This window comes from Pseudomonas sp. GW821-FHT02C04 (genome assembly GCF_059421845.1).
Genome location: NZ_JBWKVT010000014.1, coordinates 1 through 22,830 on the forward strand (window position 1 = coordinate 1; position 22,830 = coordinate 22,830).

Here is a 22,830-nt window from a genome sequence, read left to right on the forward strand (position 1 = left end):
GCGTCCCCTAGGGGACTCGAACCCCTGTTACCGCCGTGAAAGGGCGGTGTCCTAGGCCACTAGACGAAGGGGACACACTACAACATTCACTCCCTGCTTCGTATCGCTGTGTGCTTTACGCTGCAAGTGGCGCGCATTCTATGGATGGATTGGAAGGTCGTCAACCCCCTGATATAAATTTATTTAAATCAATGACTTCGACCTGCTTTACGCGCCGATTCGGACTTTTCCGTCGCCCGACGATTGACGCCTATATTCCGCCACTCGCCAAGGCGTTATAGTCCACGGCACAGGTGATGGCAATCTGCACCCCAAGGGCCAGCATTTATATAAGCAGCCCTGCGGCCGATACAGATTGAGCTTAGCCGATCCAACCCGTCGAGCGGCGCTAGGCTCCTATATGCCAAGCCACTACACTCGCACGTGAACCCTAAAAGAGGTCTTACCGGTGACACCACTCATGATCACCCTGCTAGTCATAGCCGGGATCGCAATCTTGATCGCCATTGGCTACATGAACCATGTGGTGGAAAACACCAAACTGGAGAAGGCCCGCACCAAGGTCGAACTCAACGACCGCCTGCGCCGTTGTGGCGAACTGACCGAAACCTTCCCCGGCCAGTTCATGACCCCGGCCCTCAAGCTGTTGATGACCCGCCTGGAACTGAACGTCTGCCAGCGCCTGCTGAACCTGGAAAAGACCAGCGCCACGACCAAGGCCCGCATCACCGAACTGAGCGCCCTCGTCGCCCAGGGCGAATCGATCCCGGTCAACAACCCGCCGGCCCCGATCCAGACCGAAGCCAAGGCCAAGGACGTCCGCTTCCTGCTCGAAGCCCTGCACGGCCAGATCACCCGCGCCGCTCAGGACGGTTTCCTGCCACCAAACGAAGCCAAACACTGGATTCGTGAAGTGCGCCATATTCTGGTGCTGCTGCACATTGAGTTCTTCAACAACCTCGGCCAGCACGCCCTGCAACAGAACCAGCCAGGCCAGGCCCGCCTCGCCTTCGAACGCGGCGTGCAATACCTGCGCAAACAGCAGGACCCACAGATCTACGCCGAACAACTGCAATACCTGGAAAAACTGCTGGCCCGCGCCAACGCCCAGGTCATGGACAAGATTGCCCCGGTCGAAGGCGAAGAAAACCAGCTGACTGCCGGCCTCAAGGATGTCGAGGCTGATGCGGACTGGAAGAAGAAAGTGATTTACGACTGAGTGCAGTCAGAGAGAGAAGCCACCGAGAGGTGGCTTTTTTATTGGCCGCTGGAAAGATCAAAATCAAAAGCGCCCTCACCCTAACCCTCTCCCGGAGGGAGAGGGGACTGACCGAGGTGTTTGGGAGAGGTACGCCGACGTGAGATACCGAGTCGAACTCGGTTTTTGAAACTCATGCAACTCGACTCCTGCTTTGGCTTTGGCTTTGGCTTTGGCTTTGGCTTTGGCTTTCACCACTCAACACGATGAGCGTTAGCTCGAGTAAGGCTTTTGACGTGCCGGCCCCATCGGAAGGCTGAGTGGAGGGATTTATCCGGGGGTGGGCGCGCAGCGCCGTTCGACGAAGTCGAACACATCGAGAGGAGGTGCAGCGAAGCAAACCGGAGGCGATGCCCCGGGATAAATCCCGTAACGAAGGAACCCCGAGCCCCAGCGAGCGGGCCGAACGCCGGGGCCCAGACCTTTGGTTCCTTTGGGGCGTTTGCCAAAGGGACTCGCCGTAAGGGCGAAACCGCCAGCGGCAGCACCCAAAGAAACGGATATTCACACCAAACAACCAGCAACCTGGTCGGCCCAAAGGCCGCCAAGGTCAAAACAAATCAAAGCCTGAAGTGCCCCACCATCCCCCTGAGCTCACTCCCCAACTGCGCCAGCTCAACACTCGAAGCCGCATTCCCGCGCATCGCAATCGACGACTGATCCGCACTCGCCCGAATACTCGTCACACTGCGATTGATCTCCTCGGCCACCGAACTCTGCTCCTCGGCCGCCGCCGCAATCTGCTGATTCATCTGCTGAATCAACGAAACCGCCGCCGCAATACTCCCCAGCGCGCTTTCCGTCTGTAACGCATCACTCACCGCCAGCTTCACCAGCTCGCCACTGCTCTGAATCTGCTGCACCGACGAATGCGCCGCCGAGCGCAAGGCACTGACCAGTCGCTCGATCTCTTCGGTCGACTGCTGGGTGCGCCGGGCCAGCGCCCTCACCTCATCGGCGACCACCGCAAAGCCCCTGCCCTGCTCGCCCGCCCGGGCCGCTTCGATCGCGGCGTTGAGCGCCAGCAGGTTGGTCTGTTCGGCAACACTCTTGATCACCCCGAGCACCGTGCCGATGTTCTGGATTTCCGCGCTCAGGCTTTCGATGCTCGAACTGGCCGACGTCGCCGAATCCGCCAGTTGCTCGATCCGAGCCATACTCTGACGAACCACCTGCTGGCCACTCTCGACCTTGTCGTCGGCAGTCTGCGCTGCGAGCGCCGCTTCTTCGGCATTGCGCGCCACGTCGTGAACGGTGGCGGTCATCTGGTTCATGGCCGTGGCGACCTGCTCGGTTTCCTCTTTCTGGCTGCTGACTTCAAGATTGGTCTGCTCGGTCACCGCCGACAGCGATTGCGCGGAGCTGGCCAACTGCTCAATGCCCGCCTGCAACCCGCTGACGATGGTGCTGAGGCCCGCGCCCATCTGCTGCATGGACTGCATCAACTGGCCGATTTCGTCACGACGGGTCACCTCTACCGTTGCACTCAAGTCACCGGCAGCGATCCGCTGAGCGACATGCATCACGCTGCGCAACGGCGCGACGATCAACCGGGTGATCACCCACGCCGCAATCAGCCCGACCAGCAGCGCCAGTGCTGACGAGCCAATGATCAGCACCGAGTTCTTCTTCAACTCACCCTGCATCGCGACGTCTTGGGCGACATAGGCCTGATCGACCCGCTCCACCACCTGGGCGGCACGCTGATGCAGTTGTTCGTAGACGGTTTTTTCCTGAGCCAGAAGCCCGGTGTACTCGGCGAGTTTGTCATTGAAACCGGCGATGTGGCCTGAGACCTCATTGAGGACCGTCAGATAACCTTCGTCCTTGACCGTGGATTTCAGTTGTTCGGCTTGCGCCTGGGCCTGGGCGGCCTGTTCGATGTTGCCCTTGGCGCTGTCGTCGCCCTTGCGACTCTGATCCAGCCGCACCCGCGCTTCATTCATGGCCTGCAACATCAGACGCGAGACCTGGCTGACCTGACTGGCCTGCTCGATGAACTGGGCCCCATCCTTGCCCTCGCTGTCTTTCAGCGTATAGGCACCGTCATCGGCAAGCCCGGCCTGCAGGACGTCGAGGTTGTTGGCGACGCTGGACACCGACCAACTGGCCATTTCCAGCGCCAGATCCTTGGCCTGGGTCAAGGACACGAACTCATCGAAGGCTTTGCGGTAAGCGCCCAACGACTGCTGGACGTCGTTCATGACCGACTCATTGCCCGGCGACAAAGTCTTGAGTTGATCGGCCATGGCGATCAGACCATCCACGCCCTCGTGCAGGGCATCGGCGGTTTTCGGATTGCCGTGCAAGGCGTAGTCCTGCTCCAACAGGCGCACTTTGAGCAAGCCGCTGTTGAGCGAGGACATCTGTTTGAGCCCGTCGAAGCGCTGACTGATGGTCTGCAGGGACCAGACGCCGATGGCCGCCACCAGCGCGGTCAACAGCAGTACCAGCACAAACCCGATACCCAGTTTTTTCGCCATACCGAGGTTGGCAAAACGTCCTTGCACGGCCGAAATCATTGCGCGTAGTCCCCTGCCAAAGTCTGTTGCCGAAGAGTCGCAACGGCCATGAACCAGCACAAGACTCTGGCGTCGGAATAATGGCAAAAAGCTAGGCATGCGTCGTTTTCAGAACACTTGAGGTCGATCCACGGCTGTACTGCGGAAGAACTGCCGCGCCCTCGGATCGCAAGCATAGGCCACATTGATCCGCTGCCAGTCACTGGCTTCGCCACTGGGGCTGAATGATGTCGCGCAGGACAGTTGCACACCATGACGCAAGGCCTGCCTGCGCAGGTACTCGTCATTCGCCAGCGGCGAACGGGCCCAGATGAACAGCCCGCCGGTGGGCTTGCCGAATACTTCCCAATCGGCATCCTCCAGCGCCTGCAGGGCCGCCGCGCGATCGGTATTGAGCCGCTGGCGCTGGCGCTGCACCAGTTTGCGATAGGCACCACTGGCCAGCAGCGCCGCCAGAACCGCCTCGCTGAACCTTGAGGTACCCATGCAGCTGATCATCTTGACCCGCGCCAGTTGCTCGATCACCTCAACACTGGCCATCACGAAACCTGCCCGCAACGAGCTGCTCAGCGTCTTTGAAAAACTGCCGACGTAAATCACCCGCCCGTCTTCATCCAGTGCCGCCAGCCGCGTGCCGCTGCCATTGTGCAGATCGGCGTAGACGTCGTCTTCGATCAGCCGCAGGTCGTAGGTTTTGCTCAATTGCAGAATGCCCCGCGCCGCGGCCGGCGCGAGACAGCTTCCTGTGGGATTGTGGTGATGACTGTTGATGAACAGCGCCGCCGGCCGGAATTGCTGCAACAACGCCTCAAGCGCCTCGAGGTCCGGCCCGCCAGGCGTACGGCGCACCTCCAGCATGCGCACGCCGTGCAGCCGCAAGAGATCGAACAGCGGCGCATAACCCGGTGTTTCCACCACCACACAGTCACCGGCCCTGAACAGGGTACGCACGATCAGATCCAGCCCGTGGCTGGCGCCGGCAGTGGTCAGCACCCGTTCGTCGTCAGACTTGATATCGAGCAACCCGAGTCGTTTGACGATTTGCTCGCGCAGCGCGGGGAGCCCGAGGGGGGTGTTGTAGTTGAACAGGCTGGCCATGTCGGTGCGGGCCACCTGACGGATCGCGTAGCTGAGATCATCGGGCTCTCGCCAGCTCTCGGGCAAAACCCCGTCGCCCAGCTTCAGCCCGCCACGCCGTTGCGGATCCGTATCAAAACCGTGGCGCTCGCCCTCGAAAGCCGGACTGTCAAGAGACTTGCAACACTTCGGCAACGTGGTTGCGACCATGAACCCCGCCCCTTGCCGCGAGGCCAGAACGCCCTGTGCCACCAGACGCTCACAGGCCTCCATGACGCTCGACTGGCTGAGCAGGTTCAACCGCGCGATTTGTCGCACCGAAGGCAGGCGCGTGGCTGGCGGCACCTCTCCCTGCACGACCCATTCGATCAATCCATCAACAATCTGCTGCACAACCGGCACCATTGCCTGTCGGTCAATTCTCAATTCCATGAGTACCCAAACTCCTGTCCGTTTTGCCCGCGGCAGTAAATCACAGCCGCGCCGGTCAGGCTGTGCGACAACGCCGTCAAAAGCCACCGTTCTAACTATTTGATACACATTGTTTATCAACGACATGTAACTGACGGCAAGCGAAAAAAAACCCGCCGGCGGGCGGGTCTTTTCCTGCATCAGCGGACGACTTTTCAGAACGCGGTCACGCCACCGTCCACGGCCAGCGAATGGCCGGTAGTGAACGCTGCACCATCGCTGCACAGGTACAGCACGGCGCTGGCAATTTCCTCGACCTTGCCGATGCGACCTACCGGGTGCATGGCGTTGGCGAATTCGCCTTTCTTCGGGTCGGCCTCATAGGCGCGACGGAACATGTCGGTGTCGATCACCGCCGGGCAAACGGCGTTGACGCGGATTTTCTTCTTGGCGTACTCGATGGCGGCCGACTTGGTCAGACCGATCACCGCATGTTTGGAGGCGGCGTAGATGCTCATCTTCGGCGCAGCACCCAGCCCGGCCACCGACGCGGTGTTGACGATCGCCCCGCCGCCTTGGGCCAACAGCAGTGGTAACTGGTACTTCATGCACAGCCAGACGCCCTTGACGTTGACGCCCATGATCGCGTCGAACTCATCCATCGAGCCTTCGGCCAGTTTGCCTTTCTCGATTTCGATGCCGGCGTTGTTGAAGGCATAGTCGAGACGGCCGTAGGTCTTGATCACCTCGTCCATCAGATTTTTTACTTCGCTTTCGACAGTCACGTTGCATCGCACGAAGGTCGCTTCACCACCGGCGGTACGAATCAGCGCCACCGTCCCCTCGCCCCCGGCGGCATCCAGGTCAGCCACCACCACTTTCAGACCTTCAGCGGCGAATGCCTGGGCGGTCGCGCGGCCGATACCGTTGGCGGCGCCCGTGACTACGGCAACCTGACCGGAAAACGTCATGCTCATTGTTATGTCCTCGAATGCGGGGATTGATGAGGGCAGCATAGCCACAGCCACCCCGACAGCGGCAGCACTATCAGAAGGCCGTTTAACCGCCCATGAATCGCAGTGATAAAACAGTGACAGCCACTATCACCCTGTTTGATCGACCTGCATTCGCCTCGTCAGCCAACCTTGCGGCATCACCAAGGAGGGTCTATCAACAAGGCTTCATCCCGTTGAGTGCCTGTCATGACTAACCAGACCAATCGTCAGTTCCTGCTCGCCAAACGCCCGGTGGGCGCCGCCACCCGCGAAACCTTCACGTATCAGCAAGTACCGGTGGGTGAGCCGACGGCGGGACAGATCCTGGTCAAGAACGAATACCTGTCCCTCGACCCGGCCATGCGCGGCTGGATGAACGAGGGCAAGTCCTACATCCCGCCGGTGGGTCTGGGTGAAGTCATGCGCGCGCTGGGCGTAGGCAAAGTCATCGCCTCGAACAATCCGGGGTTTGCCGTCGGCGACTACGTCAACGGTGCCATTGGCGTGCAGGATTATTTCCTCGGCGAGCCAAGAGGTTTCTACAAGGTCGATCCGAGACTGGCACCGCTGCCGGTTTATTTATCCGCACTGGGCATGACCGGCATGACCGCTTACTTCGCCCTGCTCGATGTCGGCGCACCGAAGGCCGGGGACACCGTGGTGTTGTCCGGTGCAGCGGGTGCGGTCGGCAGCATTGCCGGGCAGATCGCCAAGATCAAAGGTTGCCGGGTGGTCGGCATCGCTGGCGGCGCGGACAAATGCAAGTTCCTGATCGATGAACTGGGCTTCGACGGCGCCATCGACTACAAGAGCGAAGACGTGTTGGCCGGCCTTAAACGCGAATGCCCGAAAGGCGTGGACGTGTATTTCGACAACGTCGGCGGCGACATCCTCGACGCCGTGCTGAGCCGTCTGAACGTCAAGGCGCGCGTAGTGATCTGCGGCGCCATCAGCCAGTACAACAACAAGGAAGCGGTCAAAGGCCCGGCCAACTACTTGTCGCTGCTGGTCAACCGCGCGCGGATGGAAGGTTTTGTGGTGATGGACTACGCCGCGCAGTACGCCAGTGCCGCCCAGGAAATGGCCGGGTGGATGGCCAAGGGTCAGCTCAAGAGCAAGGAAGACATCGTCGAAGGACTGGAAACATTCCCGGAGACCCTGGGCAAACTGTTCAGCGGCGAGAACTTCGGCAAACTGGTGTTGAAGGTCTGAAAACAACGAAGGGAGCCATCGGGCTCCCTTCATTGCATCTTCAGCTGTTCGATCAGGCCAGTTCGGCAACCACCGAGGCCAGCGCCTTGGCCGGATCCGCCGCCTGGCTGATCGGACGGCCGATCACCAGATAGTCGGATCCGGCATCCAGCGCCTGACGTGGAGTCAGGATGCGACGCTGGTCGTCCTGGGCACTGCCCGCCGGACGAATCCCCGGCGTCACCAGTTGCAGCGACGGATGCGCGGTTTTCAGCGCCGTGGCTTCCAGCGCCGAGCACACCAGACCGTCCATCCCGGCCTTCTCGGCCAATGCAGCCAGGCGCAGCACCTGCTCCTGCGGCTCGATGTCCAGACCGATACCCGCCAGATCCTCACGCTCCATGCTGGTCAGCACGGTCACGCCGATCAGCAACGGTTGCGGGCCGCTGCGCTTGTCCAGCTCTTCACGGCAGGCCGCCATCATGCGCAGACCGCCGGAGCAGTGAACGTTGACCATCCACACGCCCATCTCGGCAGCGGCCTTGACCGCCATTGCCGTGGTGTTGGGAATGTCGTGGAATTTCAGGTCGAGGAACACCTCGAAACCCTTGTCACGCAGGGTGCCAACGATTTCCGCGGCGCAACTGGTGAACAGTTCCTTGCCCACTTTGACCCGGCACAGTTTCGGGTCCAACTGGTCGGCCAGCTTCAGTGCGGCGTCACGGGTGGGGAAATCCAGGGCGACGATGATAGGAGTCTGGCAGGCGGACATGGGTGGGCTCTCAGGCAAGTCGAAATCGGCGCGCATTGTAGCGGAACCGGCGGCGGCGCGGCACCCGATGATCGGTAAATCGTCGCGCCGGACGTGATCAGCATAGCCTTGCAGGGTATTGTGTCGAAGCCGATACACAGCCGACACGCCGACAACATGCGTCCGCGCTAGCCTCGCCAGCCGCAACATGTCCTTACAGCAGCCCTTCCCGCCTCACGGCCGGACGCCTATGCTGAAACCACAACCTCGCAGCCTATCTTTGTGGTTGGCGGCCTACTGGCAGATGAACAGCCTCATGCACAACTCCCAAGTCTCCGTGAATGAAGAGCAGAAAGACGACAAGCGCTGGAGCATCCGGGCCCTGATCGTCGACGATGATGTGCCGATCCGCGAATTGATGATCGACTACCTGGCCCGTTTCAACATTCACGCCAGCGGCGTCACCGACGGCGCAGCCATGCGCCAGGCGATGCAGGCCGAACATTTCGACGTGGTGGTGCTCGACCTGATGCTGCCCGGCGAAGACGGCCTGTCGCTGTGCCGCTGGCTGCGTGCCGAATCGGACATCCCGATCCTGATGCTCACCGCCCGCTGCGAACCCACCGACCGCATCATCGGCCTGGAACTGGGTGCCGATGACTACATGGCCAAACCGTTCGAACCACGGGAACTGGTGGCGCGGATCCAGACGATTCTGCGTCGGGTGCGCGACGACCGCACCGAACAGCGTGCGAACATTCGCTTCGACAACTGGCGCCTGAACAGCGTCCTGCGCCAGTTGATCGCCGACGACGGCCTGGTCGTGCCGCTGTCCAACGCCGAATTCCGCCTGCTCTGGGTGTTCATCGAACGTCCGCGCCGGGTGCTCAGCCGCGAACAATTGCTGGACGCCGCCCGTGGCCGCTCGATCGAAGCCTTCGACCGCAGCATCGACCTGCTGGTCTCGCGCCTGCGGCAAAAACTCGGCGACGACCCGAAAGCCCCACAGTTGATCAAAACCGTACGCGGTGAGGGTTACCTGTTCGACGCACGGGATATCGGCTGATGCGGGCGCGCTTCGACACGCTGTTCGGCCGCCTGTTTGGCATGCTGTTCGTGGCGATCGTCCTGGCGCACCTGTTGGCTTTCGCCTGGTTCCACCATTACGGCCCGCCACCGCCGCCGCCACCACCGGCGTTTTCCGAGGGTATCGACGGCCAACAGCCGCCGCCGGATCCACGCTTCCCACGGCGCCCCCCACGCCCGTGGTTTGGTGGGCCGCTGGTGCCGCTGACCTTTCAGTTCATCTCGTTGATGATCGCTGCGTGGTACGGCGCCAAACTGCTGAGCCGCCCGATCCAGCGCCTGAGCGACGCTGCCGAACGCCTCAGTGAAAACCTCGACAGCCCGCCGCTGGACGAATCCGGCCCGCGCGAAGCACGCCAGGCGGCGCACACTTTCAACCTGATGCAGCAGCGGATTCGCGAACAGGTGCAGCAGCGCGCACGAATGCTCGGCGCCGTCTCCCACGATCTGCGCACACCGCTGTCGCGGCTGAAACTGCGCCTGGAAAAGATCGACGACGACAAACTTCAGGGCCAGATGCGTCAGGACCTCAACGACATGATCGGCATGCTCGACGCCACCCTCACCTACCTGCACGAACAACGCACCAGCGAAGCGCTGCAACTGATGGACGTGCAGGCGCTGGTCGAGTCCCTGTGCGAGAACGCCCAGGACCAGGGCGCCGACGTACAGGTCAGCGGCCACTGCGCGCCCTTGCAGGTGCAGCCGATGGCGTTGCGTTCCTGCATCAACAACCTGATGGACAACGCCTTGCGCTACGCCGGACAAGCGCATATCGAGCTGCAGGATCAGCGCGAGCAACTGCTGATTCGCGTCATCGACCACGGCCCGGGCATCGCCGCCGACAAGCGCGAAGCAGTATTCGAACCGTTCTTCCGCCTGGAAGGCTCGCGCAACCGCAACTCCGGCGGCGTCGGCCTGGGCATGACCATCGCCCGGGAAGCCGCGCAACGCCAGGGCGGACAACTCAATCTCGAAGAAACCCCCGGCGGCGGCCTCACCGCCGTGATTCGCCTGCCCCGCCACTGAAGCCGACTGTGTACCGCCCGGTACAAAATCCACATACCCACGACACCTGCCACCTTGAGGCTGCATAAGCCGGTACACAAACCGGTTTTCCAGCCCAAGGAGAGAGCCCGATGATCGGTAGCGTGAGCAACTACACGAGCTACACCAGCACCAGCAGCACCACCACGCAAAACGCCCGCAGCCAGCAACTGCAAAAAGAACTGTTCGCCAAACTCGACAGCAACGGCGACGGCGCGGTGGATCAGGACGAACTGAACAGCGCCCTGTCGCAAAAATCCAATGACGGTTTACTGGTCAACCTGAGCAAACAATTCGGCGACCTGGACAGCGACAGCAGCGGCAGCCTCAGCGCCGACGAAATGGCCGCCATGGCCCCACCACCGCCACCCGACCACAACCAGGCCCCCAACACCGACCTGGCCGACGCGCTGATCAAAGCCCTGGACACCGACGGTGATGGCGCCATCAGCGGCGACGAACTCAGCAGCGGCCTGACCAGCGCCGGCAGCACCGCCGACAGCAGCAAAATCTTCTCCGCCCTGGACAAGAACAAGGATGGCATCGTCAGCCAGGACGAACTCACCGCCAGCCTCACCCCGCCACCACCGCCACCACCCCGGGTTTCCAGTGACGAACTGTTCAGCCAGCTTGATGCGGACGGTGATGGAAATGTGACGGCGACCGAATTGAGCAGTGCGTTGCAGGCCAGCGACAGCACCTCGTCGAACAGCAGCGACACCAGCGCGGCGTTGCTCAAGGTGCTGGATAGCGACAGCAGTGGTGGCGTGAGCAGTGATGAATTGAAGGACGCGTTGCAGGCCGGGCGCCAGCGTCCGGGCGATGAACAGACTGCCAGTACTACTCAAACCACGACCGAAGCGTTGAACCGGATGATTGCCAACTTGAGCAAGCAGTATTCGCTCGATAGTGCGGCGTCGGTGGGCAAGTATTTGAATGTGGCGACGTGAGGTAATCCAAAAACAGGATGAGCGTTAGCTCGACAACGCTTTTGATCTTGATCCACCCGCCCCTTCGGAAGGCTGAGTGGAGGTGTTCATCCGGGGATTGGCACGTAGTGCCGTGCGGCGAAGCCGAACTCATCGACGAAGTCGATGCCCCCGGAGGGACACCGGAGCGAAGGAACCCGAGCCTGCGAGGGCCGAACGCCGGGGCGAGCGTTTTTTGCTTACTTTTTTAGGCGCTTGTAAAAAAGTGAGTCGCCGTAAGGGCGAAACCATAAGCCGCCGTTACCGAAGAAACGGATATTCACCCAAAACAACCCAGAGCCTGGCCGGCCCAAAGGCCGCCAAGGCCTACCGTCAACGCCGATCCTCAACCCGAACCTGACTCTTGCTCCAATCCGTCAACAAACTATAAGCAACCGCCAAAAGCGTAGGCCCGATAAACAACCCGATAAACCCAAACGCAATCAACCCGCCAAACACCCCAAGCAACACAATCACCAACGGCAGATTCCCGCCACGGCTGATCAGGTACGGCTTGAGCACGTTATCCACACCACTGATGATGAACGTCCCCCAGATCCCGAGAAACACTGCCATCCCGTACTCACCCTTCCAGGCCAACCACGCCGTGGCCGGAATCCACACCAGCGGCGGCCCCATCGGAATCAGACTGAGCAGGAACGTCACGATCCCCAGCACAAGCGCCCCCGGCACCCCGGCAATCAGGAACCCGATCAGCGCCAGGATCGCCTGCGCTGCCGCCGTGCCGATCACCCCGTTCACCACCCGCTGCACGGTGCCGGCCACCAGCTCGATGTAGTACCCGGCGCGATCACCGATCAACCGCTCCAGCAGGCTGTGCACGAACGCCGCCAGCCGTGGCCCGTCACGATAGAAAAAGAACACGAAGACAATGCTCAGGGTCAGCTCGAGAATCCCGCCGCCGATCTGCGCACTGCGCGCCAGCAACCAGTTGCCGACCTGCCCCAGGTAAGGCTTGATCGACACCATCAGCGCCGCGCCCTGTTGATCGACACTGTTCCAGAACCCGACCAGCCGCTCCCCCACCAGCGGAATAGTGCCGAGCCAGGCCGGCGCTTCCGGCAGACCATCGACCTGCACATCCTTGATGAACACCGTGGCATCGCGCACGTGATCGGCCAGGTTGAACCCCAGCCATACCAGCGGTGCCGCCACCAGCACCATCCAGCCCAGGGTCAGGATACTTGCCGCCAGAGATTCGCGGCCGCCGAGCCAACGGGTCAGCAGGCGCATCAACGGCCAACTGGCGAACGCCAGCACCGCGCCCCAGAACAGCGCCGACCAGAACGGCGCCATCACCCAGAAACTGGCGCCGAACAACACCAGCAACAGGATCTGCACCAGCAGACGATCATTATTGGGCATGTGAAATCTCGAAAAAGTCAGTCAGGCAAAGAGTAGGCGAACACGCAAAACGTGCCCGCCAGAGACACCTTATCGCAACAGATCGATGCGCAGGCCGGTACCTTCAACATTAGCGGTCTCCATGCGTGCCGCACGCACACCTTGCACGATCAACGCCTGACGCCAGGCCTCGGCTTTGGGCCCGGAGACCGTCACCCGCAACGTGGTGTCGAGGTTCAGGCCACGGGACAACAGACGCAGCCAGGTGTCATCGGGATCGCCGGCCAGTTTCGGCAACTTCAGCTCACCGGTGTCCTTCAACTGTCGCAACAGGGTCGCAGACGTCGGCAGCAGATCACCCAATGGCGTGGCGGCTTCAAACTGTTCGACGTGCAGATACGCTTTGCGATTGCCGCGAGTGATGCTGTACAGCGCCACCAACGTGTTGTCGCGAGGCGCCGCCAGCCTCAGCAGCAGATAGGCCTGCTGCTCGTCGGCGCCGTACAGCTTGGCGTTGCCGAACACTTCATTGGCCCACAGGCTGCTTTCGCCGCAATCCCTGGCCTGACACCAGAACAACAGCTCGGCGTCCTGCTTTTGCAAAGCTTCGCGGGCGACGGTGAACGCTTCATTGGCGGAATGTTCGGGCGGTAATTCGTAGGTGACCGAGGTGGTTTGCCCACGGGCGCCGACCTGGCCGTCGAAACGCAACTGGCCGCTGATCTTGCGGATCGAGCCCATCGGGTAAATCCGCTCCAGTTCCACGGGAGGGCGATAGTCGACGATCTGCGCATCGGCCAGACGCGGCACGATCGGCAGATCCTGACTGCCCGGCAGGTCGGCGGCGAGCAACACGGGACTGAAACAGCACAGCGCCAGCAGACTGAAAGATCGCATGGACAGGCTCATCGGATCGGCATGGCCGGGGCGCCTTTCTGGCTATTCGGGTTCGCAGCGGTGTAGAAATCCATTGTGGTTGTCTCCCATTTCAACCCGCCCAGCCTCGACAGTTGCCCGGAGCAAGTCAAGGAATGGCGAAGAACCGATTGAAACAGTCTGCGACAAGAACCGCACCCGACTCGTCGTTCAGGTGCAGATGGTGCCCGCCCGGCAGCTGTTCCCGGTTAAAGGGTAGACGTTCCAGCAGCTCGGGATGTTTGGCCAGCATGCCGTCGGCCGCCACCACCAATTGCGTCGGACAGGCAATGCGCTGGATGAAAGCCATTGCCTGCTCCTGAGTCAGACGCAATGGCGATGGCAGGGTCAGACGGTTGTCGGTGCGCCAGGTGTAACCACCGGGCACTGGCATCAGGCCTCGTTGCGCCAGCAGTTCGGCGGCTTCACGACTGACCGCCACCAGACCTTTCATGCGCGCTTCGATGGCCCGGTCGAGGGTGTTGTAGACCGGTTTGCGTTTTTCCCGAAGATCGAGCTGCGCCTGCAGGGCCATGCCCATGCGTTCGGCAGCGTTTTCACCTTTGTCCGTCGGAGGAATCACCCCGTCGATCAATGCCAGATGGGTGATGCGCTCCGGCAACGAGCCTGCCAGCACCAGCGAAACGATCGCGCCCAGCGAATGCCCGAGCAGGCCGAAGCGCTTCCAGCCCAGTTGCTCGGCGACTTGCAGCACGTCATGGGCGTAATCCCACAACGCATAACCCGCTCCAACCGGACGATGTCCCGAGTGACCGTGGCCGGCCATGTCCAGCGCAACAATGCGCAAGCCTTTCAGTTGCGGGGCCAGACGGGCAAAGCTGTTGGCGTTGTCCAGCCAACCGTGCAGGGCAATCACCGGCAAGCCGTCTTCAGGGCCGAAAAGATGCGCCGCCAGTTCGATATGCGGCAGGCTCATACGCACCTCTTCGACCGCCGGGCTCATGCGCAATCCTTATGCTGGCGGCTTTCCCAGCGAGTGAACAGGCTTTTCAGCAGTTGCGCGGTGTCCTGCGGGCGTTCGAGCGGAAACATGTGGCCGCCGGGCACGGTCAGCGACTCGCCCTGAGGCAGACGACCGACGAATCGGGTGTGATGGTTCATCACCACGCGACTCTTGTGCCCGCGCACCACCGCCAGCGGCACCTGAAGCTGTCGGGTACGTCCGGGACTGGTGTGCGGCACACCGCGATAAATACTGATCTCGGTGGCCGGGTCAAAGCGCAGGCGCAGCTTGTCGCCGACCTTGTGCAAACCGTGCTGCAGGTAGGCGTCGAAGCACTCGGGATCGAAGCTTCGGAACAGAGTCTTGCCGGCAAAGTAGCTGCGGGCACTGTCGAGGTCGGCGAACTCTTCACGTCGTCCCAATGTGCGACCGGCCGGGGTCAGTTTGTCGATGAAACCAAAGCGCTTGGCGGCGCGGATCACCCATTGATCGGTGCGGGTCAGCACCGGCGAATCGAGCATCACTACCCCGCGATACAGCTCCGGGCAACGCAGCGCGGCGTGCAGATGCAGCATTCCGCCGAAGGAATGGCCAACGCCCCATACCGGCTCGTCCTGTTGTTGCAGGTGATGAATGAGTTCGTCGACCAGGTGGTACCAGTTGTCACCCGCCGGAAAACGCGGGTCATGGGCATGCTGCTCCAGATGCGTCACCCGAAACTCGGGCGCCAGCGCCGAGAACAGCTTGCCGTAGGTGCCGGAAGGGAAACCGTTGGCGTGGGCGAAAAAGATCGGTTGCGACATACCGGTAGATCCATGAGCGGTAAACAGGCGTTGATTGTCCGTAAGACGGCGCCCGACAGCAATGACCGTTACTGCCAGGAATGATGACAACGTTGTTTCATCGATGCCTTGCAGTCCGTCGGAAAACAGCCTGAACCTGTTAGTTCTGACAGTTGACGCAATGTTCGACTCGGCACTAACTGCTGCGATACGAAACGCTTCAGGGAAGCTGTTCACATGCACAAGAACACGCCAACTGTCTCGGTATGGGATTCGCGAGGACTGGACATTGCTTCTGTGTCCTACTGCCGTGAGGCGCCCGGGGGGGCAGCGGTGTCGCGTATTCATCGACAAGCCTACAACGCCGCAGGACTGGCGACCGTCAGCTGTGATCCGCGCCTGCACGCCCTGATCGGAACCGATCCGGCTGCCCGACCCAATCTGACTACGGTGCACAGCCTGACAGGTGTGACCCTTCACAGCGACAGTGTCGATTCCGGTCGCCGTTGGACGCTCCCCGGCGTGGCTGGTCAAAGCCTGTCCAGCTGGGACGGTCAACAGACGCAGATTCAAACCGAATACGACCTGTTGATGCGCCCGACCAGAATCATCGAACTCGCTCATGGGATACCTGCGCGCAACCGGGCGTTTTACACCTATGGCGATAGCGACCCGTCATTGGCGTTACACAATCAGTGCGGGCAACTGATCCGCCTGGACGACGACGCCGGCACCCTGCACTTCCCGAGTTTCGCGCTCACGGGCGCAGACACCGCCCAAACCCGACATTTTCTCGAGCAACTCGACGAGCCTGACTGGCCCATGGCCGAGGTGGACCGGGACCTGCTGCATGAAACCGGCAGTGGTGCCACCACACGCACCCGCTACAACGCGCTGGGAGAAAGAATCAGTCTGCAAGACGCATCAGGCAATGTGCAGTTTTCCGATCTGGACGTCGCTGGCCAACTCACCCGGGTTCGCTTGAAACTCGCCGGGCAGTTGGACGAAAGCGTACTGCTGCGGGATATCGAATACAGCGCTGGCGGCCAGATTCAACGGCAACTGGCTGGCAATGGTGTGATCAGCGATAGCCGGTACCACCCGCAGAGCGGTCATCTGATGGAAATCATGGCCAGGGTTGCCGGACAGCCGCCGCTGCAACACCTTACGTACAGCTACGATCGCATGGGCAACATTCTCGGCATCAACGACCTGGCACAGCCCACACGCTTTTTTCGAAATCAGAAAATCGAACCGACCAGCACTTATACCTACAACAGCCTGTATCAATTGATTGCAGCCACCGGCTGGCAGCGAATCAACACCCAGAACGGGCCCCAGGAGCCCGTCTTCGGATCGCCAGCGGATCCCGGACAACTGGAAAACTACCGCCAAAGCTACAGCTACGATCCAGGCGGCAATCTCTCGACGGTAGAGCATGTGGCTGCAAGCCATAGCTGGACACAACGCATGGCGATTTCCCGCTACAGCAATCGAGGACTGGCACAAAAACCCGACGGCGGCTTGCCGAGCGAGACTGAAATCGTTGCCGGATTTGATCCCAACGGCAATAAACGCCTGTTACAGCCCGGTCAGGATCTGACCTGGACTCAGAGCAACCGTCTACGCCAGATCGATCAGGTGGTACGCGAAGATGGACCTTACGACAGCGAGCGCTACATCTACGACATTGGCGGTCAGCGTAGACGCAAGGTTCGTCTTGTTCACAATGGAGCCTCGATACAAACCCGCGAGACGCGCTACCTGCCGGATCTGACCCGACGAGAGTCGCCCGGTGAGTCCATGTCCATCAAACTCGTGCAGGCCGGACGTTGCGCCGTCGAGATGTTGCACTGGACTCGCGGTGGCCCCGGCGCCGATCTGATTCACTACAGTCTGAGCAACCATCTGGGCTCAAGCCTGCTGATGCTCGACCAGCACGCCAACATCATCAGTCAGGAACATTATTACCCCCATGGCGGCACTTGCTGGTGGGCCGGCCCGGACAAGGTGCAGGCCAGCTACAAGACCCGACGCTATGCTGGCCAGGAGCGTGATGCAACCGGTCTGTATTACTACGGACAACGGTATTACGCGCCCTGGTGGATGTGCTGGATAAGCGCCGACCCGGCGGGTGTTGTCGATGGTTTGAATCTGTATGCGATGGTGCGCGGCAATCCGGTCCGGTTCGTCGATCTCCAGGGACTGGCAGGGTTCGACACCGTCGCGGCAGTGGGTGCAACGGCGGCCCGGGACCTTCCCAGCGCCTTGATTGCCGCTGCCGTGCAATATGCCGTCGCCGGGTTCTTGTCACCCATGAGTGTGGCCGTCACGGCAGTCGGCGCCACGGCGGGCGCCATTACCGGCGGCATCAGTGGATATGCGAGTGCCAACTGGGCCAGATCCGCACTGCACATGGATGATCCCGACAGTTGGGCCCCACTGTTGGCGCAAGTCAGCGGCGCCGCAATGGGAGCGGCGCTGGGGGCGGCACCGTCCTTGCTCGGAATGCTCAATCCAAAAGGCAACACCGCAGCCGTCGCACAGATCGGCAGTGCGTTCGGCACAGTCTTTCGCGAATTGACCGCTCAGCATTTCGCCAATGCCGGACCGAGCAATCCGTCCGTGGGTCGTGCCGATTTCGTCACTGGTGCTGCCAGCATGGGAGCGGTGGGGGCAATTGGAGGTGCGGTCGGTTACGGTAGTTCGGCGTTGTTCGGCGCACAGCCGGTGGGCAAAGCCCTGCAATCGATTATTGGCGCCTCGACGTCGACCGGGCTCGGAGCAGGGGGCGCATCTGCCGTGAGGGGGCTGCGGGGCACGCCAACCAAGCCGTCCAAAGGCACGCCGGCAACTTTCGATCACAAGAAAGCCGTTGTCGGCTACAGCAGCCGGCATTTCTTTTCTTCGCTGGGACAAATCGCCAACTTTGCTGCCACGCAAATACCGGGATACAGAACGCTGGATGCAAACACCCAGGCCGCCGTGAGCCGGGCGATCAGTAGCGCCATCGGCGACTTGCGCTCGACGTTCGTGACCACCGCGACTCCCGGCTTGAGTGGTGTGCTGGGACAAAATAATTACGACGTGGAAAAAGCCAAGGCTGACGTCGGCATTACTCAGGAAAGCGTGCCGACCTCAAGCAGTGCGGCCTATGACCCCGCAGCCACCGAGATTTTCTACATCGTCAGCGAAACGACGCGGGGGCAACGTAAATATTCCCGGTCGAATCTGAGCCATCAGATGACGCACATGTGAGACCGCCGCCCCCTCATCGAGCAGGCGGTTGTTCTCCCAGCGGCACCACGGCCATGGTCAGCCGCGACACGCAACTGGCCTTGCCTTCATCGCTGGTCAGGCGAATGTCCCAGACGTGAGTCGTGCGGCCGATGTGGATCGGCTTGGCCACCGCTGTCACCCGTCCACTGCGCAGCCCGCGCAGATGGTTGGCGTTGATCTCCAGCCCCACGCAATAGAATTTGCTGGCATCGATGCACAGGTAACTGGCCATGGAGCCGACGGTCTCGGCCAGCACCACCGAGGCGCCGCCGTGCAGCAGGCCGTAAGGCTGATGGGTGCGATGGTCGATGACCATGCTGGCCGTCAGCGATTCCTCGTCGAAGGACTCGAAACGGATGTCGAGCACTTCGCCGATGGTGTTTTTCTGGATGGCGTTCAACTGCTCGATGTTGGGGATGGTTCGCCACAAGGTCATCGCAGGCTTCCTTTGTTGTTTTGATCGTCGCTCAATCCTGCCACAGCACCGCCTCGCTGCGCTCGCTCCATTCTTCAAAGCGCGCGCCATAGGTGTCTTCGATGACGTTGCGCTTGATCTTCAGGGTCGGCGTGAGGAAACCGTTCTCCACCGCCCAGCTGTCCTTGACCACCACCAGACGGCGCAGCCGTTCGTGCTTGTCGAGAACGGCGTTGACCTCCTCCAGCAACTTTTCCAGGCTCGAATGCAGTTGCGGCCGCGCGTCCTCGTGGCCGGCGGCCGAGATCACACACAGCCCCAGCGGTGCACTCAAACCATCGCCGACCACGCAGACCTGCTCGATCCGCGTATGCACGGCGAGACGGTTTTCGATCGGGGCCGGGGCGACGTATTTGCCTTTGCTGGTCTTGAAGATTTCCTTGAGCCGCCCGGTCAGGCGCAAGCGACCCTCGGCGTCCTGTTCGCCCTTGTCGCCGGTGCGCAAAAAGCCGTCGGCGGTCAGGGTCTCGGCGGTTTTCTGCGGTTCCTTGAAATAGCCGAGCATGTTGGCCTGGCTGCGCACCTGCACCTCGCCGGTTTCGTCGATCCGCACTTCCACGTCCGGGCAGGGTTTGCCGATCCAGCCTTGTTGGTACTGGCCCGGCAGGCAGATGTGCGAGTAACCACAGCTCTCGGTCATGCCGTAGACCTCGAGCACATCCAGCCCGAGCTTCTGATACCAGTCGAGCAACGCCTGCGGCACCGGCGCCGCACCAGACAACGCCACGCGCAAGGCATCCAGCCCCAGCCCGGCCAGGACTTTGTGCCCGACCCGTTTGCCGATGAAAGGCAAACCGAGCAGGAAATCCAGGCGTTTGGCGGGGATCTTCGCGTACACGCCCATCTGGAATTTGGTCCAGATCCGCGGCACGCCAAACATCGCCGTCGGCCGCGCGCGTTTCAGATCGGTGAGAAAAGTATCGAGGCTCTCGGCAAAGAACACCGTCTGCCCGGTATAGATCGACGCCAGTTCGACGAACATCCGTTCGGCCACATGACACAACGGCAGATAGGACAGCAGACGATCGTTTTCATTGAGGCCGAACAACTGCGTGCCACGGGTGGTGGCAAAACCGAGATTGGCGAAACTGTGCATCACACCCTTGGGCAGGCCGGTGGTGCCGGAGGTGTAAATGATGGTCGCCAGTTGATCGGCGGCGGGTCGCGGATCGTCCTGGATCGGTGAGCTCCGTTGCAGATCGTCCCAGTTGAAATCGAAGGTGCCCGGCGGGTGCAGCGGCAGGCTGATGGTCGGCAGATCCGCCGGCACACCGGTCGACATCCCCGGCCAGTCATCCAGTTTGCCGATGAACGCCAGTACGCTTTCGGAATGGGTGAGAACCTGATTGACCGAGTCGGCCGTGAGATTGGGATAGAGCGGCACCGAAACGTGCCCGGCCATCCAGATCGCCAGGTCGGCGATGATCCAGTGGGCGCAATTTTTCGAGATCAGCGCGATGTGGCTGCCTTGGGGCAACTCCCGGGAGCGCAGCCAGTGCGCGGCGCAACGGGCCTGATGACCGACGTCGGCCCAGGTCAGCGTTTCGACCTGCCCGCCGCCGATGGGCTGCACCAGAAAGCGTTGGCGCGGATGCCGGGCCTCGCGCTCGTAGAACACGTCCAGCGGCAATCGAAAAGCAGCAGACATGCGACTCGCTCCTTTCTTTTTGGGATGGAGCAAGCGTAGCCAACCAAGCAAGTGCTTGGTTGACTATTTCATACAAAAAATTTCACGGATGCTTGAGGCTGTTGAGCGTCATCGAGCCGATCAGCAACTCGCTGTGTTCAAGCTCGGCGAGCCCGGCGGTGCTGACCTTTTCCGGCGGATAGCCGGCACCATGCTGCAGGTAGCTGAGCAGGTGCCCGACCAGCGGATTGTGGCTGACCAGCAGCACATTGCTCACCGACACCAGTTGCTCGGCGACGCGGTCCGGATCGACCTCCGGCGTCAACCACTCGACCGTGCGGATCTCTGGCTCGAAACCCAGCGCCTCGCGCACCAGTTGCGCAGTCTGCTGCGCCCGCAAGTACGGGCTGGCGTAGATGGCCGTCAGTGGCTGGCCCATCAATCGGGCGGCGCTGCTGAGCACTTCCTTGCGACCGTGAGCGGTCAATTCCCGCTCCGAATCGGGGCGCGAGCCATAGGGTTCGGCCTCGCCGTGACGCAACACCCAGAGTTTCATAGCTTGGGTTCCTCATCCCGGGCCGGATGCGGTGCTGGCGCGACAACGTGTGGCGCTTCACCTTCCGGGGTACGCGGCGCCGGCCAGTCGGCGAACGGCCAGGGCTTCTGGTCGCTGTGGAAACTGCCGAACCGGCCGATCTGGGCCAGGAACTGGCTCAGGCTGTCGCCGAAATTCATCAGACCGGCGCTCGGGGCGCCGTAGATCAAACGATAGATCAACTGCACCAGCACCACCGCGCCGAGGATGAACTGCGCCACCTGCCAGACCACGATGTAGACGATCATCCACAACACCCGCAGCAGGATGGATTCGTACTTGGCTTCGGTTTTCGGATCGTTCATGTCTAGCTCCCCTGCCCTGAAATAAAAGGCAATCAGTTGAAACCACTGGTGGAAATGAAGTCGACGTCGGTCTTCGGCTCGGCGCGCATCAACAGGCCGATCACCTGCTCCAGCGTGCGCCCTTCGAACAGGATCGCGTGGAGCCCGGCGACCAGCGGCATGTACACGCCGACCTCCTGGGCCTTGGCCTTGAGCACTTTCAGGGTGTTGACCCCTTCAGCGACTTCACCCAGACGCGACACCGCTTCGTCAAGACTCAAACCCTGGCCTAGGGCGAAACCGACCTGATAGTTGCGGCTTTTCGGCGACGAGCAGGTGACGATCAGGTCGCCGACCCCGGCCAGACCGAGGAAGGTCATCGGGTTCGCGCCCTGATTCACCGCAAACCGGGTCATCTCGGCCAGAGCGCGAGTGATCAGCATGCTCTTGGTGTTCTCGCCCATCTCCAGCGCCACCGCCATGCCGGCGATGATCGCATAGACGTTTTTCAGTGCGCCGCCCAGCTCCACGCCGAAACGGTCGGCACTGGCGTAGACGCGGAACGTACAGCCATGCAGCGCGGCCTGCACCTCTTTGCACAGTTCTTCGTCTTCGCTGGCGACCACGGTAGCGGTCAGCGCGTGTTCGGCGATTTCCCGTGCCAGGTTCGGCCCGGACAGCACACCGATGCGCGCCTGCGGGGCGATCTCTTCGAGAATCTGGCTCATCAGTTTGAAGGTGTGAGCTTCGATGCCCTTGGTCAGGCTGACCAGCATCTTGCCGCTCAGGCGCTCGGCATGCGCCGCCAATACCGTGCGCAGCGCGCTGGACGGCAACGCGACGAAACACAACTCGCAGGCATCGAGGGTTTCCTGCAGGTCGGTGACCGCCGTCACGCCGGGCAGAATCTTGATGCCTTTGAGATAACGCGGGTTCTCGCGATTGACCCGGATGGCCTCGGCCTGTTCGGGGTCACGCATCCACTGCCGGACTTGATGGCCGTTCTCGGCCAACAGATTGGCCACGGCGGTACCGAAACTTCCGCCTCCCAGGACCGCAATCGGGCGCTGTTCAGTCATATGTAATCCGTTAATCCATACCAGTGGCGATGCGGGCATTATACGGAGCGGCCCCTTCTCGGACAGCCCCGACGTCAATTACCGGCACTTGTAGGAAGAAGACCGATAAAACCGAGGAAAATGCCCGCAACGTGACTGGAAAACTCACTGTCCTCGGTT

At 61.4% G+C, this 22,830-nt stretch carries 19 protein-coding genes, 1 tRNA gene and 1 pseudogene; 6 read left to right on the forward strand and 15 right to left on the reverse strand.

What is annotated here, in order from left to right; all coding sequences use genetic code 11:
• Window position 1: 1 nt before the first annotated feature.
• Window positions 2–74, reverse strand: a tRNA-Glu gene (locus AC07VV_RS30020).
• A 386-nt stretch (window positions 75–460) separates the two neighbouring features.
• On the opposite strand from AC07VV_RS30020, the gene AC07VV_RS30025 reads away from it, so the two are divergent.
• Window positions 461–1,219 carry a hypothetical protein gene (locus AC07VV_RS30025; RefSeq protein WP_065261849.1) on the forward strand — a complete coding sequence of 253 codons (759 nt, stop codon included), beginning with the start codon at window positions 461–463 and terminating at the stop codon, window positions 1,217–1,219.
• 599 nt (window positions 1,220–1,818) lie between these two features.
• On the opposite strand, the gene AC07VV_RS30030 is transcribed toward AC07VV_RS30025, so the two are convergent.
• The 4 genes and pseudogenes from AC07VV_RS30030 to AC07VV_RS30045 form a co-directional block, all read right to left on the reverse strand.
• Window positions 1,819–2,700 carry a methyl-accepting chemotaxis protein gene (locus tag AC07VV_RS30030; protein WP_425220391.1) on the reverse strand — a complete coding sequence of 294 codons (882 nt, stop codon included), beginning with the start codon at window positions 2,698–2,700 and terminating at the stop codon, window positions 1,819–1,821.
• Window positions 2,701–2,727: 27 nt separating this feature from the next.
• A pseudogene (locus AC07VV_RS30035) lies at window positions 2,728–3,879 on the reverse strand (methyl-accepting chemotaxis protein); the annotation flags it as partial.
• A gap of 9 nt (window positions 3,880–3,888) precedes the next feature.
• On the reverse strand, window positions 3,889–5,289 hold the full coding sequence (locus AC07VV_RS30040; RefSeq protein WP_495038304.1) for an aminotransferase-like domain-containing protein: 1,401 nt from the start codon (window positions 5,287–5,289) through the stop codon (window positions 3,889–3,891).
• Window positions 5,290–5,483: 194 nt separating this feature from the next.
• Window positions 5,484–6,245, reverse strand: coding sequence for an SDR family oxidoreductase (locus tag AC07VV_RS30045; protein ID WP_085710959.1), 762 nt, complete (start codon window positions 6,243–6,245; stop codon window positions 5,484–5,486).
• 225 nt (window positions 6,246–6,470) lie between these two features.
• On the opposite strand from AC07VV_RS30045, the gene AC07VV_RS30050 reads away from it, so the two are divergent.
• Window positions 6,471–7,475 carry an NADP-dependent oxidoreductase gene (locus tag AC07VV_RS30050; protein ID WP_495038305.1) on the forward strand — a complete coding sequence of 335 codons (1,005 nt, stop codon included), beginning with the start codon at window positions 6,471–6,473 and terminating at the stop codon, window positions 7,473–7,475.
• Between the two features lie 52 nt (window positions 7,476–7,527).
• Here the strand turns inward: AC07VV_RS30050 and pyrF are convergent, their stop codons facing one another.
• Entirely contained in the window at window positions 7,528–8,226 is a 699-nt protein-coding gene (gene pyrF / locus AC07VV_RS30055) for an orotidine-5'-phosphate decarboxylase (protein WP_007960372.1), read from the reverse strand.
• Window positions 8,227–8,521: 295 nt separating this feature from the next.
• Here pyrF and AC07VV_RS30060 point away from each other — a divergent pair, with 295 nt between their 5' ends.
• The 3 genes from AC07VV_RS30060 (at window position 8,522) to xopAW (ending at window position 11,288) form a co-directional block, all read left to right on the forward strand.
• Window positions 8,522–9,271: a response regulator gene (locus AC07VV_RS30060; protein ID WP_085710962.1), complete on the forward strand. Its 750-nt coding sequence runs from the start codon at window positions 8,522–8,524 to the stop codon at window positions 9,269–9,271.
• Entirely contained in the window at window positions 9,271–10,320 is a 1,050-nt protein-coding gene (locus tag AC07VV_RS30065) for a sensor histidine kinase (RefSeq protein WP_102620991.1), read from the forward strand. The genes AC07VV_RS30060 and AC07VV_RS30065 overlap by 1 nt, the downstream gene beginning before the upstream one ends.
• Before the next feature lie 110 nt (window positions 10,321–10,430).
• The gene (xopAW, locus tag AC07VV_RS30070) at window positions 10,431–11,288 is read left to right on the forward strand and encodes a XopAW family type III secretion system calcium-binding effector (RefSeq protein ID WP_495038306.1); all 858 of its coding nucleotides are present in this window, start codon (window positions 10,431–10,433) and stop codon (window positions 11,286–11,288) included.
• A 351-nt stretch (window positions 11,289–11,639) separates the two neighbouring features.
• On the opposite strand, the gene AC07VV_RS30075 is transcribed toward xopAW, so the two are convergent.
• The 4 genes from AC07VV_RS30075 to AC07VV_RS30090 all read right to left on the reverse strand — a co-directional run bounded on the left by AC07VV_RS30075 (window position 11,640) and on the right by AC07VV_RS30090 (window position 15,353).
• Complete coding sequence (locus tag AC07VV_RS30075) at window positions 11,640–12,692, reverse strand: AI-2E family transporter (RefSeq protein ID WP_495038307.1); 1,053 nt, start codon at window positions 12,690–12,692, stop codon at window positions 11,640–11,642.
• Window positions 12,693–12,761: 69 nt separating this feature from the next.
• Window positions 12,762–13,568 carry a DUF4892 domain-containing protein gene (locus AC07VV_RS30080; RefSeq protein ID WP_493065942.1) on the reverse strand — a complete coding sequence of 269 codons (807 nt, stop codon included), beginning with the start codon at window positions 13,566–13,568 and terminating at the stop codon, window positions 12,762–12,764.
• Between the two features lie 127 nt (window positions 13,569–13,695).
• The gene (locus AC07VV_RS30085) at window positions 13,696–14,550 is read right to left on the reverse strand and encodes an alpha/beta hydrolase (RefSeq protein WP_495038308.1); all 855 of its coding nucleotides are present in this window, start codon (window positions 14,548–14,550) and stop codon (window positions 13,696–13,698) included.
• Entirely contained in the window at window positions 14,547–15,353 is an 807-nt protein-coding gene (locus AC07VV_RS30090; protein WP_495038309.1) for an alpha/beta fold hydrolase, read from the reverse strand. The genes AC07VV_RS30085 and AC07VV_RS30090 overlap by 4 nt, the downstream gene beginning before the upstream one ends.
• Before the next feature lie 312 nt (window positions 15,354–15,665).
• On the opposite strand from AC07VV_RS30090, the gene AC07VV_RS30095 reads away from it, so the two are divergent.
• Complete coding sequence (locus AC07VV_RS30095) at window positions 15,666–18,590, forward strand: RHS repeat-associated core domain-containing protein (protein ID WP_495038310.1); 2,925 nt, start codon at window positions 15,666–15,668, stop codon at window positions 18,588–18,590.
• A 13-nt stretch (window positions 18,591–18,603) separates the two neighbouring features.
• Here the strand turns inward: AC07VV_RS30095 and AC07VV_RS30100 are convergent, their stop codons facing one another.
• The 5 genes from AC07VV_RS30100 to AC07VV_RS30120 all read right to left on the reverse strand — a co-directional run bounded on the left by AC07VV_RS30100 (window position 18,604) and on the right by AC07VV_RS30120 (window position 22,671).
• Complete coding sequence (locus AC07VV_RS30100) at window positions 18,604–19,047, reverse strand: hotdog fold thioesterase (RefSeq protein ID WP_495038311.1); 444 nt, start codon at window positions 19,045–19,047, stop codon at window positions 18,604–18,606.
• Between the two features lie 31 nt (window positions 19,048–19,078).
• The gene (locus tag AC07VV_RS30105) at window positions 19,079–20,734 is read right to left on the reverse strand and encodes an AMP-binding protein (RefSeq protein ID WP_495038312.1); all 1,656 of its coding nucleotides are present in this window, start codon (window positions 20,732–20,734) and stop codon (window positions 19,079–19,081) included.
• Window positions 20,735–20,816: 82 nt separating this feature from the next.
• Window positions 20,817–21,269: a phosphohistidine phosphatase SixA gene (gene sixA / locus AC07VV_RS30110; protein WP_085710970.1), complete on the reverse strand. Its 453-nt coding sequence runs from the start codon at window positions 21,267–21,269 to the stop codon at window positions 20,817–20,819.
• Window positions 21,266–21,613, reverse strand: a complete 348-nt coding sequence (locus AC07VV_RS30115) for a DUF4389 domain-containing protein (RefSeq protein WP_085710971.1) — start codon at window positions 21,611–21,613, stop codon at window positions 21,266–21,268. Before AC07VV_RS30115 ends, sixA begins: the two co-directional genes overlap by 4 nt.
• 32 nt (window positions 21,614–21,645) lie before the next feature.
• Entirely contained in the window at window positions 21,646–22,671 is a 1,026-nt protein-coding gene (locus tag AC07VV_RS30120) for an NAD(P)H-dependent glycerol-3-phosphate dehydrogenase (protein ID WP_495038313.1), read from the reverse strand.
• Window positions 22,672–22,830 lie beyond the last annotated feature (159 nt).

What these genes read in the sequence shown, in the direction of transcription:
- AC07VV_RS30025 (WP_065261849.1), top strand. Translation starts at nt 461, where the DNA reads ATGATCACCCTGCTAGTCATAGCCGGGATCGCAATCTTGATCGCCATT.
- AC07VV_RS30030 (WP_425220391.1), bottom strand. Translation starts at nt 2,700, where the DNA reads ATGCAGTCCATGCAGCAGATGGGCGCGGGCCTCAGCACCATCGTCAGC.
- AC07VV_RS30040 (WP_495038304.1), bottom strand. Translation starts at nt 5,289, where the DNA reads ATGGAATTGAGAATTGACCGACAGGCAATGGTGCCGGTTGTGCAGCAG.
- AC07VV_RS30045 (WP_085710959.1), bottom strand. Translation starts at nt 6,245, where the DNA reads ATGAGCATGACGTTTTCCGGTCAGGTTGCCGTAGTCACGGGCGCCGCC.
- AC07VV_RS30050 (WP_495038305.1), top strand. Translation starts at nt 6,471, where the DNA reads ATGACTAACCAGACCAATCGTCAGTTCCTGCTCGCCAAACGCCCGGTG.
- pyrF (WP_007960372.1), bottom strand. Translation starts at nt 8,226, where the DNA reads ATGTCCGCCTGCCAGACTCCTATCATCGTCGCCCTGGATTTCCCCACC.
- AC07VV_RS30060 (WP_085710962.1), top strand. Translation starts at nt 8,522, where the DNA reads ATGCACAACTCCCAAGTCTCCGTGAATGAAGAGCAGAAAGACGACAAG.
- AC07VV_RS30065 (WP_102620991.1), top strand. Translation starts at nt 9,271, where the DNA reads ATGCGGGCGCGCTTCGACACGCTGTTCGGCCGCCTGTTTGGCATGCTG.
- xopAW (WP_495038306.1), top strand. Translation starts at nt 10,431, where the DNA reads ATGATCGGTAGCGTGAGCAACTACACGAGCTACACCAGCACCAGCAGC.
- AC07VV_RS30075 (WP_495038307.1), bottom strand. Translation starts at nt 12,692, where the DNA reads ATGCCCAATAATGATCGTCTGCTGGTGCAGATCCTGTTGCTGGTGTTG.
- AC07VV_RS30080 (WP_493065942.1), bottom strand. Translation starts at nt 13,568, where the DNA reads ATGCGATCTTTCAGTCTGCTGGCGCTGTGCTGTTTCAGTCCCGTGTTG.
- AC07VV_RS30085 (WP_495038308.1), bottom strand. Translation starts at nt 14,550, where the DNA reads ATGAGCCCGGCGGTCGAAGAGGTGCGTATGAGCCTGCCGCATATCGAA.
- AC07VV_RS30090 (WP_495038309.1), bottom strand. Translation starts at nt 15,353, where the DNA reads ATGTCGCAACCGATCTTTTTCGCCCACGCCAACGGTTTCCCTTCCGGC.
- AC07VV_RS30100 (WP_495038311.1), bottom strand. Translation starts at nt 19,047, where the DNA reads ATGACCTTGTGGCGAACCATCCCCAACATCGAGCAGTTGAACGCCATC.
- AC07VV_RS30105 (WP_495038312.1), bottom strand. Translation starts at nt 20,734, where the DNA reads ATGTCTGCTGCTTTTCGATTGCCGCTGGACGTGTTCTACGAGCGCGAG.
- sixA (WP_085710970.1), bottom strand. Translation starts at nt 21,269, where the DNA reads ATGAAACTCTGGGTGTTGCGTCACGGCGAGGCCGAACCCTATGGCTCG.
- AC07VV_RS30115 (WP_085710971.1), bottom strand. Translation starts at nt 21,613, where the DNA reads ATGAACGATCCGAAAACCGAAGCCAAGTACGAATCCATCCTGCTGCGG.
- AC07VV_RS30120 (WP_495038313.1), bottom strand. Translation starts at nt 22,671, where the DNA reads ATGACTGAACAGCGCCCGATTGCGGTCCTGGGAGGCGGAAGTTTCGGT.